This is a genomic window from Shewanella sp. SM73, assembly GCF_025653795.1.
Lineage (GTDB): Bacteria > Pseudomonadota > Gammaproteobacteria > Enterobacterales > Shewanellaceae > Shewanella > Shewanella oncorhynchi.
The window spans coordinates 16873-30984 of sequence record NZ_JAKKRY010000019.1 but is presented as its reverse complement, the minus strand read 5'-3'; the positions used below and the strand labels follow the sequence as shown (position 1 = coordinate 30984).

12 protein-coding genes are annotated in these 14112 nt (G+C 48.3%); all 12 read left to right on the top strand.

From position 1 onward, the window contains the following. The 12 genes from spoT to L5M51_RS20080 all read left to right on the top strand — a co-directional run bounded on the left by spoT (window position 1) and on the right by L5M51_RS20080 (window position 14107). Complete coding sequence (spoT, locus tag L5M51_RS20135; RefSeq protein ID WP_263174331.1) at window positions 1–2106, top strand: bifunctional GTP diphosphokinase/guanosine-3',5'-bis pyrophosphate 3'-pyrophosphohydrolase; 2106 nt, start codon at window positions 1–3, stop codon at window positions 2104–2106. Window positions 2107–2131: 25 nt separating this feature from the next. After that, entirely contained in the window at window positions 2132–2515 is a 384-nt protein-coding gene (locus L5M51_RS20130; protein WP_212600294.1) for a RidA family protein, read from the top strand. 507 nt (window positions 2516–3022) lie between these two features. Further along, a complete protein-coding gene (locus L5M51_RS20125) occupies window positions 3023–4687 on the top strand; it encodes an AMP-binding protein (RefSeq protein WP_198572541.1) in 1665 nt (554 codons plus the stop codon). 181 nt (window positions 4688–4868) lie between these two features. Beyond that, window positions 4869–5813: a calcium/sodium antiporter gene (locus L5M51_RS20120; protein ID WP_105251158.1), complete on the top strand. Its 945-nt coding sequence runs from the start codon at window positions 4869–4871 to the stop codon at window positions 5811–5813. Window positions 5814–6060: 247 nt separating this feature from the next. Further along, window positions 6061–6765, top strand: coding sequence for a tetratricopeptide repeat protein (locus L5M51_RS20115; RefSeq protein WP_263174328.1), 705 nt, complete (start codon window positions 6061–6063; stop codon window positions 6763–6765). Window positions 6766–6883: 118 nt separating this feature from the next. Continuing rightward, the gene (locus L5M51_RS20110; protein WP_263174325.1) at window positions 6884–7963 is read left to right on the top strand and encodes a sensor histidine kinase; all 1080 of its coding nucleotides are present in this window, start codon (window positions 6884–6886) and stop codon (window positions 7961–7963) included. Further along, window positions 7963–8559 (top strand): DNA-binding response regulator, encoded by a 597-nt coding sequence (locus L5M51_RS20105; protein ID WP_263174322.1) that lies wholly within the window; start codon window positions 7963–7965, stop codon window positions 8557–8559. The genes L5M51_RS20110 and L5M51_RS20105 overlap by 1 nt, the downstream gene beginning before the upstream one ends. 191 nt (window positions 8560–8750) lie before the next feature. Further along, on the top strand, window positions 8751–10826 hold the full coding sequence (recG, locus tag L5M51_RS20100; RefSeq protein WP_263174370.1) for an ATP-dependent DNA helicase RecG: 2076 nt from the start codon (window positions 8751–8753) through the stop codon (window positions 10824–10826). Window positions 10827–11029: 203 nt separating this feature from the next. Next, entirely contained in the window at window positions 11030–11926 is an 897-nt protein-coding gene (locus L5M51_RS20095; RefSeq protein ID WP_173242771.1) for a DUF3014 domain-containing protein, read from the top strand. Between the two features lie 337 nt (window positions 11927–12263). Beyond that, window positions 12264–13001, top strand: a complete 738-nt coding sequence (locus L5M51_RS20090) for a beta-ketoacyl synthase chain length factor (protein ID WP_113941113.1) — start codon at window positions 12264–12266, stop codon at window positions 12999–13001. Continuing rightward, window positions 12994–13869, top strand: a complete 876-nt coding sequence (locus L5M51_RS20085) for a lysophospholipid acyltransferase family protein (RefSeq protein WP_212600287.1) — start codon at window positions 12994–12996, stop codon at window positions 13867–13869. The genes L5M51_RS20090 and L5M51_RS20085 overlap by 8 nt, the downstream gene beginning before the upstream one ends. Further along, window positions 13853–14107 carry a phosphopantetheine-binding protein gene (locus tag L5M51_RS20080; RefSeq protein ID WP_011787697.1) on the top strand — a complete coding sequence of 85 codons (255 nt, stop codon included), beginning with the start codon at window positions 13853–13855 and terminating at the stop codon, window positions 14105–14107. The genes L5M51_RS20085 and L5M51_RS20080 overlap by 17 nt, the downstream gene beginning before the upstream one ends. Window positions 14108–14112 lie beyond the last annotated feature (5 nt).

Below are 14112 nucleotides of genomic sequence, written 5' to 3'. Positions count from 1 at the left end.
TTGTATCTGTTTGAAGGTCTAAAGGAGTCTGCTTCCGGTTACTTAGAACCTGAACAGGTAGAATTGCTCAAGCAGGCGTACCAGATTGCGCGCGATGCCCACGAAGGGCAAATGCGCACGAGTGGCGAACCTTATATTACTCATCCGGTTGCGGTTGCCCGCATCCTTGCTGACATGCGTCTTGATCATGAGACGCTGATGGCAGCACTGCTCCACGACACTATCGAAGATACTCATGTCACCAAAGACGATTTAGCCGAACTATTCGGTGTCGCGGTGGCCGAACTCGTCGAAGGCGTGTCAAAACTCGATAAGCTTAAATTTCGCGACAAGAAAGAAGCTCAGGCTGAAAACTTTCGTAAAATGATGATGGCGATGACGCAGGATATCCGCGTTATCCTCATCAAGCTTGCCGATAGAACCCACAACATGCGTACCTTAGGCGCACTGCGTCCCGACAAACGTCGCCGTATCGCCCGCGAAACCTTAGAGATCTACGCACCTATCGCTAACCGTCTCGGTATCCATAACATCAAGACAGAGTTAGAAGACTTAGGTTTCCAAGCTTATTATCCCATGCGATATCGGGTGCTTAAAGAAGTCGTTAAAGCCGCCCGTGGCAATCGCAAAGAATTGATCCAAGGCATTGAAGCCGCTGTGTATACGCGCTTAAACGATGCGGGTATTCCGGGAAAAGTCAAAGGTCGCGAGAAAAACCTCTACTCCATCTATAACAAGATGCAGAGTAAAGAGCTGCAATTCCAAGAAGTCATGGATATCTACGCCTTTAGGGTGATAGTCGATTCCATCGACACTTGTTATCGCGTACTCGGTGCCATGCACGGACTGTACAAACCTCGTCCCGGTCGTTTCAAAGATTATATCGCTATCCCCAAAGCCAACGGTTATCAGTCTCTCCATACCTCTTTATTTGGTCCACACGGCGTGCCCGTTGAGATCCAAATTCGTACCGAAGATATGGATCAGATGGCCGACAAAGGGGTCGCCGCACATTGGGCCTACAAAGGCGGAGCACAAACAGGCCAAGGCACGACGACTCAAGTACGTGCCCGTAAGTGGATGCAAAGCTTGTTGGAGCTACAACAAAGCGCTAGCACCTCATTCGAATTCGTTGAAAACGTGAAGACTGAACTCTTCCCTGAAGAGATTTATGTGTTCACCCCTGAAGGTCGCATTCTGGAATTACCCGTCAATGCCACCGCGGTAGACTTTGCCTACGAAGTGCATACAGACGTAGGTAATACTTGCGTCGGCGCCCGTGTTAACCGCCAAGCGTATCCGCTTAGCCAGCCGTTAATTTCAGGCCAAACAGTTGAAATCATTACCGCCAAAGGCGCCCGTCCTAATGCCGCTTGGCTGAACTTTGTGGTAACCGGTAAGGCCCGCGCTAAAATCCGCCAAGTGCTGAAAAGCCTTAAAGGTGATGATGCGATTGCACTCGGTCGCCGCCTGCTCAACCATGCGCTAGGCAAAACCAAACTCGACAGCATTGCGCCTGAGCAGATTGAAAAAGTGATCCGCGATACTAAACATACGACGCTCGATTCGCTGCTCGCCGACATTGGCCTTGGCAATGCCATGAGCATCGTTATCGCCCAGCGTTTGATTGGCGATAATCTTGAGAATCAAGAGAGTCGCGACGGCCACATTATGCCAATTCGTGGCGCAGAAGGCATGCTCGTTACCTTCGCCAACTGTTGCCGCCCAATTCCTGGTGATGCCGTGATTGCCCACGTGAGCCAAGGTAAGGGCTTAGTGGTACACATGGAAAACTGCGCCAATATTCGTGGTTATCAAGGCGAGCCAGACAAGTATATTCCCGTACAATGGGATAATGTTGAAGGCGTTGATTACCAAGCCAATCTGCGGGTGGAAATTGTTAACCACCAAGGTGCACTGGCGAAGATCACCTCGATCATTGCCGCCGAAGGTTCAAACATTCACAACCTCAGCACTGAAGAACGTGATGGTCGCGTGTATTTGATCAACCTGCGGATTTCGGTGAAAGACAGGATCCATTTAGCCAACGTGATGCGCCGAATTAGGGTACTGCCCGAAGTACTGCGCACGTCCCGTAATCGTTAATTAACTCAACACTAGAGAGAGCGTCATGGCAGAAAAAATCATCATAGCGACCGAAAACGCCCCAGCGGCCATAGGCACGTATTCACAAGCGGTTAAAGTCGGCAGCACAGTGTATTTATCTGGCCAGATCCCGCTCGTGCCAAGCACAATGCAAATTGTCAGCGATGATTTTGAAGCACAAGTCGTGCAAGTATTTAAAAACCTGACGGCAGTTTGTACTGCTGCGGGCGGTTCAATCAACGATATCGTTAAGCTCAACATCTTCCTGATTGATTTAAGCCACTTCGCTAAAGTGAATGAAATCATGAGCCGTTACTTCAGCCAGCCATACCCAGCCCGTGCTGCTATCGGCGTGAAGCAATTGCCGAAGGATTCTCAAGTTGAAATGGACGGCGTGATGGAGCTGTAAGCGCTAGCATTTCACCTTCTATAAACGAAAAGGCGCTACGGCGCCTTTTCGTTACCACCACAATCCTACACCCTACTTGCCACTCTCTTCATCTTGCTTTCATACCAATCACATTAAATATCTAATCAGTTCAGAGCCTCACAGGCATTTCAATCCAAGGCGCATTGACGCAGAAATGGTCATTCCCTTTTAAGTCAATGCAACACCGGAGTGGGATGCCTGTGTGGCTCCCGAAGGGCGGCTGATGTTCACTACATGGCAACGTGCTTTATACTGCGTTTAAGGCTTTCGGCAGAGCACCACTATGCCTTCAAGCCTTCGCCTTGTCTAAAGCGCGTTGAACTCCCGCTGAATGAACAGATATTTAATACGATTGGTATAACACTCAACTTGTAGGCTTTGCGCTCCATTCTCATATTTTACAATCTTGTAAACTATTTGCGCGAGCTCACAAAACTCGCCATACTGGGTACAGCCAAAAGAACAATAAATAACAGGGAATTGCCAATGGATACAGCGATTAAGACGCCAATTGAAATGCTGGCGCACTGGGCTAAGACTCAGGGGGACCAAGTCTATTTACGCCAACCGATCAAGGGTCAATTCCTTGATTTTACTTGGGCTGAAGTTCAAGAAAAAGTTCAACAACTTGCCGGTGCCTTACATCACTTAGGCTTAGAGCGTGGTGATAAAATTGCCGTTCTCTCTAAAAACTGTGCCGAATGGTTTATCACCGACCTCGCGTTGATGCACGGCGGTTATGTCAGCGTACCTATTTATCCTACCGCCAACACAGATACTATTCGCTATGTGCTGCAACACAGTGGCGCAAAAGCCATTTTTCTCGGCAAACTTGACCATTGGGCAGACCAAGAGGCTGGTGTCGGCGGCGAGCTACTACGCCTTGCCATGCCCTATGATACGATGCCAGCACAATATCAATGGGAACAATTGCTTAAGCTAGGCTACCCCTTAGTTAACGCCCCGCTGCCTACTCCAGATCAAGTGATGACGCTCATCTATACCTCTGGCTCGACTGGCCAACCTAAGGGCGCGATTCAAACCTTCGCCAGCTATGGCTGGACTTGCCAAGCGGTCGTCCGTGACCTGCGCACCGATGGCGACGATAGACTGTTATCCTATTTACCCTTAGCCCACATCACAGAGCGCGTTGCGATTGAAGGCTCATCCTTCTACTCAGGTAGTGTGGTGGCTTTCGTTGAAAGTCTCGACTCCTTCGTTGTCGATGTTCAACGGGCAAAACCAACGGTATTCTTCTCAGTACCACGGTTATGGAGCCTGTTTCAAAAAAACATTATCGACAAAATTGGGGTCAGTAAACTTAATCTATTGCTGAAAATCCCACTGCTTAGCAGCTTTGTGAAATACAAAATCCATAAGGGTTTAGGCTTGAACCATTGTCGTCTACTCGGCTCTGGCTCGGCGCCAATTCCACCATCACTGATCCACTGGTATCACAGTATTGGTCTTAATATCTGCGAAGCTTGGGGTATGACAGAAAACTGTGCCTATTCGATCATCAACTATCCTTTTGATGCGCGTAAAATTGGTACTGTTGGCCGCCCAGTTGAGGATTGCCAGATCCGCCAAGGCGAGGATGGTGAGCTACTGCTCAAGAGTCCGGGATTAATGACAGCTTATTATCTGCAGCCTGAAGCTACTGCAGCGGCATTCGATGCTGATGGTTTCTTCCACACAGGCGATCTCTGCTCAATTGATGCCGATGGTTGTGTCACTATTACTGGCCGAGTGAAAGACAACTTTAAAACCGCCAAGGGTAAATATGTAGCGCCCGTGCCTATCGAACGTAAACTGGCACAGGATCCCCATGTTGAACTGATCTGCGTGATTGGCTCTGGTCTGCCACATCCCGTCGCACTAGTGCAGTTATCCGAAGGAGCCAATCTACAAGCCCGTGAAGAAGTCCGCACCTCACTCAAAGCGACACTCGATAGCGTTAATCCGCACTTAGAGTCACACGAACATGTCGATGCGATTGTCGTGGTCAGTGATCCTTGGACGATTGAGAATGATGCGCTCACGCCTACCCTCAAAATCAAACGCCATGTGCTTGAAAAAGCCTTTAGCGAACGAGTTGACGGCATTCGTGGCGCCCAAGTCCGCTGGGAAGATGAATTAACTCAAAAATAACTAGGCCAAACAATCAGTTGGCGAGTATGGTCATCAGCTAAAACTAAGCACGCCTAGGGTGTGCTTTTTTATGACATATTCTGTCAAAATCCGATAAAACCACGTATCATGTGCGCCAGTCGGCCAAGGGGCAATTCCCTTGTACTTTTCCATTCAATATTAGGTTTAACAGAGTCTAACGATGCTAATTACACTATCGATTATTGGCGGTTTTATTATTTTAACCTTAGGCGCTGAAGCCCTAGTTCGTGGCGCGAGTTCTATCGCTCTACGTTTAGGTATTACGCCACTTATCATAGGCTTAACTATTGTAGCCTTTGGTACTAGCGCACCAGAACTGGCTGTGAGTGTAAAGTCTGCTCTAGCAGGAAACAGCGGTATCGCCTTAGGTAACGTTATTGGCTCTAACATTGCCAACATAGGTTTGATTTTAGCCATCACGGCACTTATCCGCCCAATTCAAGTGCAATCTCAAGTCGTAAAGCGTGATATCCCTTTGATGATATTGGCTTCTATGTTGTTCTGGGCACTCTTGTTAGATGGCGAGCTCAGCCTAATTGACGGTGTGATATTACTGTCACTACTGTTCGGTTATTTAGCCTTTAGTTACATCAGCTCGAAAAATGGTAATGAAGAGGAAGAGATTGAAGCTGGTCCAAATAATCCCCTACTTTCAGCCCTATTTATCTTAGTCGGTATTGGTATGTTAGTCGGTGGCGGTATTTTGTTTGTCAACGGCGCAGTAGATTTAGCCAAGACCTTCGGTATCAGTGAAGTCATTATCGGCTTAACGATCGTGGCGATTGGTACCAGTATGCCAGAGTTAGTAACTTCTGTTCTAGCGGCACTGAAAGGTCAGAGTGACATAGCCATAGGTAACGTTGTCGGTTCTAACATATTCAATATTTTGGGTATTTTAGGTATTACTGCAATAGTACAGCCAGTATCATCACTTGGCTTCCAACCCTTTGATTTCATCGTGATGTTGGCATTTGCCATCATGATTTTACCTTTCGCTTGGACAGGATTTCGTATTGGCCGCCGCGAAGGTTCAGTATTACTACTGTGCTACTTAGGTTACTTGGGCTACCTAATAAACCAAGCGAGCACTCAAGCTGTGGTATAACACTTAGCTGCTCATTTGCGATAAAAAACACCGGAGCCTCTCCGGTGTTTTGCTCTCTAGGTATTGTCCCCTTTATTAATCAAGCACTTTCTTTAAAGCACACCTCATAAAAAATATAAGCACACAACTCAACTGATGACATTTGTCATGCCAAAGCCATGACCTTTGTATCTGCATTTCTTCTATCGAATTTCTGATAATGAGCCCGTACCCAAACATTGGGAAACTCACTCAATAAGGAAATACCATGAAAGCATTACTCCTCGCCTCCAGCTTTGTACTTATCAGTACTCACTCGTTTGCAGCAACGTCATCAAACACTAACATCACCAACGTAGATGCAGCCTCGAATGCGATGAATCTAACGCAATTACAACAACTGAGCGGCAGCACTCAAGATTATGATAAAGCCTATGCGAACTATCGCTTAGCCATCAGTGCCAATGTAATGGGGCAGAAAACGCTCGCTAGCATCGCACTGACTACAGCGCAAACCACATTAGAAGCACTCGAAACCAGCCAAGCGAATGCAGAATCCCTCGCGCTGTTATCGTCGGTTTATGGCATGCAAATCGCCTTAGACAATAGCAAAGGTGCAACGCTCGGTATGAAATCCGCCAAGGCGATTACCAGTGCCGAACAATTAGAACCACAAAATCCACGGGTAGCGCTTGTTAAAGCCATCGCCGCCTATAACACCCCAGCCATATTTGGCGGCAGCATGCAAAATGCTAAGACCTTAGCCACTACGGCCATAGAAAGATTCGCCCAGCCTTGCGACAACATTTGCTGGGGTGAAGCCGAAGCCTACACGTGGCGCGGGCTCGCTAAACAGGAATTAGGCGATAGCCAAGGCGCGATTGAAGATTGGCAACAAGCGATCAAAGTACAAGCAGATTATGGTTGGGCAAAATTTTTGCTTCAACAAAATCAGCAATTAAGTGCAAAATAGACAAAGTTGTTAACGGGGATCTATGGCGCTGACGATAGCGCCAATCCCTAAAAAGAATAAATTAAAACAGATGCCATCGGTGGGCATTCAACAACCAACTCAGTGACACAGAGGCATCATGATAAGCACTCCCCTTCAGCTCGAACGAAAACTTGCTTGGGTGTATTTGATAAACTTAGTGTTTTATCTGATCCCACTTGCCATAAATCCCTATCCAAGCTGGAAAATCGCCCTCAGTTTTGCCGTGTTAATCCCTTTTATTGCCAGTTATTTTTGGACCTATAAGTGCAATAGCCGTAGCGCCTATCTGCCCATTCTCATTATGGTGGCCATAGCAATAGCGATCACACCAATCAACCCAGGCTCTATCTCGCTATTTACCTTTGCCGCTTTCTTCATTGGCTTTTTTTATCCTCTCCGGACCTGTCTGTTGGCTATTGCAGCCCTCATCGGCCTGCTGTTTGCCCTCAATGAGATTTACCACTTTAACAGTTACTACTTTCCGCTTTACGGCTCGGGATTAGTGCTCGGCGTGGGCATGTTTGGTGTCGCCGAACGCAGACGTTATCGGCATAAATTGAAAGAACAGCAAAGTGCCCAAGAAATTACCACCTTGGCCACTATGCTTGAGCGTGAACGTATCGCGCGGGATCTACACGACATTATGGGGCATAGCCTATCTTCCATCGCCCTTAAGGCTGAGCTAGCCGAAAAGCTAATCGCAAAACAAGAATATGAACTCGCATCAACCCAATTGACTGAGCTAGGACAAATTGCGAGGGAAAGTTTAAGCCAGATCCGCCACACCGTGTCAGACTACAAACACAAGGGCCTAGAGAGTTGCGTGACGCAGCTTTGTAAATCCTTAAGGGATAAAGGCTTAAGTGTCGAGCTCAGTGGTGAGCTACCCAAGCTAGGTGCAACCACAGAAAGCCAACTGAGTTTGATCCTCACCGAACTCATTAATAATATTCTTCGCCATAGCGGTGCAAGTGAATGCTCTATCCACTTTTCTAAGCAATCAGACCGCCTGCTGCTCGAAGTCAAAGACAATGCCGCGGCCAAACCTTTTATAGAGGGTAATGGCCTCACAGGTATACGCGAGCGCCTCGACAGTTTAGGCGGCAGCTTGAGCTATAATCTCGAACAGGGATATACATTTACCGTCAGTTTACCTTTGCAGGGAGCAACACATTAATGAAGATTTTATTGGCGGAAGATCAAGCTATGGTGCGAGGAGCACTCGCCGCACTCCTCACGCTTGCTGGGGGTTTTAGTATCACCCAAGCGAGTGACGGCGACGAAGCTCTAAGTTTACTCAAACAGCAAAGCTTTGATCTCTTGCTAACGGATATCGAAATGCCCGGCCGCACAGGCTTAGAGCTGGCCACATGGTTAAAGGAGCAACATAGCCAAACCAAAATAGTGGTCATTACCACCTTCGGCCGTACGGGCTATATTAAACGTGCCATAGAAGCGGGTGTGGGCGGCTTTCTGCTTAAAGATGCGCCCTCGGAAACCTTAGTCAACGCGATTCAACAAGTGATGGCGGGAAAACGAGTGATCGATCCTGAACTTGCCATGATGGCGATTGGCGATGTCGACCCGCTCAACGACAAAGAACGCCGCGCTCTTCGCCTCGCTAGCGAAGGCAAATCCACCTCCGACATCGCCGAAACTCTTTTTATCGCCGAAGGGACTGTTCGCAACTACCTCTCAGAAGCCATAGCCAAACTCAATGCCAGTAATCGAATCGATGCAGCCCGCATTGCCAAGCAAAAAGGCTGGTTGTAATAACACTCACAGTTAACCACGCTTTCAGCCTAACGATATCTTATCAACAATTTTGTGGTCTTAAGGCCACAGAAGGATATTAGCTATGCTTCCAAACAAAATTTGATAACACCCTAATTCCCCTTGAGATTGCCTTACGCTTATTCTCTGTTAATATATGTATAAATTCACAGTGATTGAGTGCTAACGACTTGCAGCAATTGGATCTTGTTCCGATCACCGACCTCAAAGGCGTCGCCAAAAAGGTCGCGGAGAAACTCGCAAAGCTCGGCATCACAACAGTACAAGATCTGCTGTTTCACTTACCCCTGCGCTACGAAGATAGAACCCAAATCTATCCCATTGCCGCCCTCAGCCTAGGCGGTTATGGCACTATAGAAGCTGAAATCCAATCGACACAAATCATCCAAGGCCGCAAGCGCATGCTGGTCTGCAATGTGCGCGACGATACGGGCAGCTTAAGCCTGCGCTTCTTTAACTTTTCCGTTGCTCAGCGTAATGCCATGCAAAATGGTTTGATGATCCGCGCCTACGGTGAAGTGCGCCGTGGTAGTCATCAAGCTGAGATAGTGCATCCAGAATATAAAGTGGTGTATCCCGGTGAAGATGTTCACCTGAGTGATACCCTAACGCCGATTTATCCCACGACTGAGGGCTTAAAACAAGCGAGTTGGCTCAAGCTGACCGAGCAAGCTTTGGTATTGCTGGAAGAGGGCGGTTTAACTGAGCTGCTGCCACCGCAGTTGCAACCTAATAACATCAGCCTTAAACAAGCGCTGCAGACGCTGCATCGACCTCCTGCGGGGATCTCTCAGTTCGATTTAGAGTTAGGCCAACACCCAGCCCAGCAGCGACTCGTGCAGGAAGAGTTGCTCGCCCATAATCTCAGCATGCTACGCCTAAGGCAGCGCAGTAATTTAGATGCAGCGGTTACCATGCAGGCCACGGGGCAGTTGCTCAATCCCTTCCTCGCGGCTTTGCCCTTTAAGCCGACTGGCGCCCAGCAAAGAGTCGTGGCTGATATAGGCAAAGATTTAGAACAGCCGCACCCTATGATGCGCTTAGTGCAAGGGGATGTTGGCTCAGGTAAAACCTTAGTCGCGGCGATGGCGGCATTGCAAGCGATTGAAAACGGTTATCAAGTTGCCATGATGGCGCCAACCGAGCTATTGGCCGAGCAGCATGCGACTAACTTTGCCGCTTGGTTTGAGCCACTCGGGCTTAAGGTCGGTTGGCTGGCGGGAAAACTTAAAGGCAAGGTCAGAGCGCAATCCCTTGCGGATATTGAATCCGGCGCCGCCCAGATGGTGATTGGTACCCATGCCATCTTCCAGCAGCATGTGGTCTTTAACAAACTTGCGTTAATTATCATAGATGAGCAACACAGATTCGGCGTACACCAACGCTTAGGCCTGCGGGAAAAGGGCGTGAGCCAAGGTTTCCACCCGCATCAATTGATCATGACAGCCACACCTATTCCCCGCACGCTGGCAATGACGGCCTATGCAGATCTCGACACGTCCATTATCGATGAACTGCCGCCGGGGCGAACTCCAGTGACCACTGTGGCGATTGCTGATTTACGCCGTAACGAAGTGCTTGAACGGGTGCGTAACGCCGTCATCAGCGACCAACGTCAGGCCTATTGGGTGTGTACTCTGATTGAAGAATCCGAAGTGCTCGAATGCCAAGCCGCCGAAGACACAGCCGAAGAACTGCGCCTCGCCCTGCCCGAGCTCAATATTGGCCTAGTGCATGGCAGGTTGAAGAGCGCCGAGAAACAGCAAATCATGGCCGACTTTAAGGCAGGCATTATTCATCTACTGGTAGCGACAACCGTGATTGAAGTGGGCGTCGACGTGCCTAATGCCAGCCTGATGATCATTGAAAACCCTGAACGTTTAGGTCTAGCACAGCTGCATCAACTGCGCGGACGAGTCGGTCGAGGCGCCATCGCAAGCCATTGTGTGTTACTCTACAAGGCGCCGTTGAGCCATACCGCCACCCAAAGACTGAGTGTACTCAGACAAAGCAATGATGGTTTCATCATAGCGCAGAAAGATTTAGAAATTCGTGGCCCGGGTGAAGTGCTTGGCACTAAGCAGACGGGACTGGCTGAGCTCAAAATTGCCGATCTGGTGCGCGATCAAGCTTTGATCCCACACATTCAGAAATTAGCGAGCCATGTAATGGCGCAAGCTCCCGAAAAAGTCGATGCAATTATTTTACGTTGGCTCGGGCACAGACAGCACTATGTGCAGGCTTAGGCCGTAAATATTAAAGGGTAAAGAACGAGGCGTAACATCTGCCTTTACTCGAAATAAATTGTTTATGTTCAGCTAAGCGCTATAGACAAGCGCATGGAAACTTGCAAAATGAACCTGCGGCCTTCAAATAGCCCGCTCTTGCACTTTAATGTTAGCTGCATGTATTCACCAAGTTACCTTGACACTCAAGCGAAGGATGTAAAATGCAAGTTAATCAAGATGATAGAATAACACCTCAAGAGACTTCTTCTAGCAGCAATCGCTTTGCGCTTTTTGCGATAGTGCTCGTCGTGCTACTTTCTGCCGGAGGATATTATTACTACAGCGGTGATTCTGACTCACCTAAACTCATTCCTAACGCCCCTATTGTATTGCCTGAAACACCGCCATCTGAACCTATGACGCTCGAAAGTGAGCCAGAGCCTGAAACCACTGAGACGACGCCTGCCGTTACAGAAACGAACACTAATAGCACTGAAACCACTGCAGTGGCAGAGCCTGAAGTTGTCGTAGAACCTGTGCCTGTGCTGGCTGAAAGTGATGCATTTGTGCAACAAAAAGCTCTCGCCATGATCAATAACAATGTGCTGAGTTCTTCGTTAGTGCAGCAAGATCTCGTCCGCCAATTTGTGGTATTCGTGGATAACCTAGCTCAGGGTGAATTAACCCGTAAAGTTAGCCCACTTAAAGGACCAGAGAAGCTGTTCTCAGTCTCAGAAATCACCAACAAAGTGTATTTAAATCCTGAGGGTTTCCACAGATACGATGCCTATGTTGACTCGATTGCCAAAATGGACGAACAGAGCTTAATTACAACTTACAAGCAACTGACGCCGCTCCTAGAGGAAGCCTTTACCGAACTCGGCTACAGCAACGCCAAATTTAACGACAGAATGCTGCAAGCGATTAAAATGTTACTCGCAGCACCTATTATTGAAGATCCGATTGAGCTGAATTCAATTAGCGTTAACTATCAATTCGTTGACCCTAACTTAGAGGCACTACCCAGTGCACAAAAACTGTTGATCCGTATGGGTCCAGAAAATACTCGCAAGTTGAAAGTAGCGCTGCGTAAAATCGAGAATCAATTGTCGCAATAGGTTATCAAGCTCATGCCAAAAGGCGCTCAGTGCGCCTTTTTTCATTTTAACCTGTAAGTTAAAGCGTCTGCGCAATCAGATAGCCACTGCGATATTTGTTACTCAATGTCGAATAAGTGCTGTAAATCACAGCACTTGATCCCATTCCGTTAACCCGCACAATGCAAATGGCTTCATAAAAAGAAGGGGCATAGTGTAGAATGACCACGCTGTAGAGGGCATTTCGAGCGTCATTCTTCTAACGCGTATACTCCTCACTATGGTATGACAATCCATTAATGTTCTAACTTAGTTAGGGATAACTAAGACAGCTTAAATTTAGTGTCGAGGCAAAGTAGTGCAACTAACATTCAGCATTCTCTCTTGGGGCGCTTGGGCCCCCCAATATCAGCACCATCAAAGTTGGCAAACTTGGTGCGAGAGTTCGGCTGAGCTCAATCTCGATACGCCACCACAGTCGGATACCACCGCTCCCGCACTCAAACAAATTCCCGCCATGCAGCGCCGCCGTTTTAGTCGCTTGACTAAGATGATGTTAGAGGTGAGTTTTCAGTGCGAAATGCCTGCAAATTGTCGCTCTATTTTTGCCTCGCGCCATGGAGAGTTGCAGCGCACCATTGGCCTACTCGAAGACATTATCGCCAAACAACCCTTATCGCCCTTAGGTTTTAGTCAGTCGGTGCACAACACCGCCAGCGGCATTTTTGGCATAGTGGCGGCCAATACAGCGCCTTCAACCTCAGTTGCGGCGGGCACAGAAACCCTGTCCCAAGCTATGGTCGAAGCCTTCGCCCAATTACATCAATCGCCAGAACCATTGTTATTGGTCTTCGGTGATGATCCAGTGCCTCCTGTGTACGATGAGTTTACCCAAGAATTTGAATTACCTTTGGCCCTAGGCCTACAGCTCGCGCCCTTCGATACACCCGCTTCGGCCAAGCTCACAGTGAGCCGTATTTCTAAGGCAACAGCTTTAAATCCGCTGACCTATGGTGCATTTATCCACGCCCTAGCGACGGCGCAAAATATTTCAGGCTGCTTATCCCAATGGCATTGGAGACTTGAGCATGTTTGATGCAGCCCACAGCCATGACGCCGCCAAGGATCATCAAGATTCAATACTCAATGCCGCTTATACCTTGCCGGAAACTCGCCGCGAAGGGCTGAATTATGTGCCACGTTGGCTAGGCGGTGTAAGTTGTTATATCGCCTTTGGCTTAGGCGGCTTATTAAGCTCCTTGACCATTTTGCCTTTGCTGCGTTTTTGGCCAGGCACACCAGAGGCGCGGATTATTCGGGTACAAAAGGCCGTGCATTTAATGTTCAAAGGCTTTGTCGCCATGCTCACTTGGGCAGGTGTGATTAAGGTCAGCAGCCACGATGCACAAAAATTACATGATGCCAGAGGCGTTATCGTCATTGCCAACCACCCCAGTTTAGTCGATGTGGTGGTATTGATAAGTCTCATGCCCAATGCGGGCTGCATAGTCAAACAAGCTTTGTGGCGTAATCCATTTTTGCGTGGTGTGGTGTCCTGCGCGGGTTATATTCCCAATCGCGGCGCCGAACTCATGCTAGAGGATTGCCGCGAAGTGCTCGCAAGAGGCACCAATTTAATCATCTTCCCCGAGGGCACGCGTACGGTGGTTGGTGCGACCATTAACCACTTTGCCCGCGGCGCTGCCAATATCGCCTTAAGGGCCGAAGCGGATATTTTACCTGTGGTGCTACGTACCAATGTGCGTGGTTTGACAAAGGAGCAACCTTGGTATGAAATCCCAAGGCAAACCATGGGAATGGCCGTTGAAATCGGCACAATCGTTTCTTACCAGAAGTACCAAGCGGCTTTAGGTGAGCATGCAAAAATGGCCCGGCAGCTGACGCGGGATCTTGAACATTACTATAAACAACAACTCGAAAATAATTATGAACTTAAACAATGAAATAAAGCAGTTAATCATCGACTGTCTCGATCTAGAAGACGTCAGCATTGATGATATTGAAACCGATGCGCCGCTATTTGGCGAAGGTTTAGGCTTAGATTCTATCGACGCCCTCGAACTCGGCTTAGCCATCAAGAAAAAATTTGATGTCAAAATCGAAGCCAATTCGGATGCCACTAAGGCCCATTTCCACAGTGTTGCCAGCTTAGCTCGCTTTATCGAATCACAGCGTCCATAGGAGAG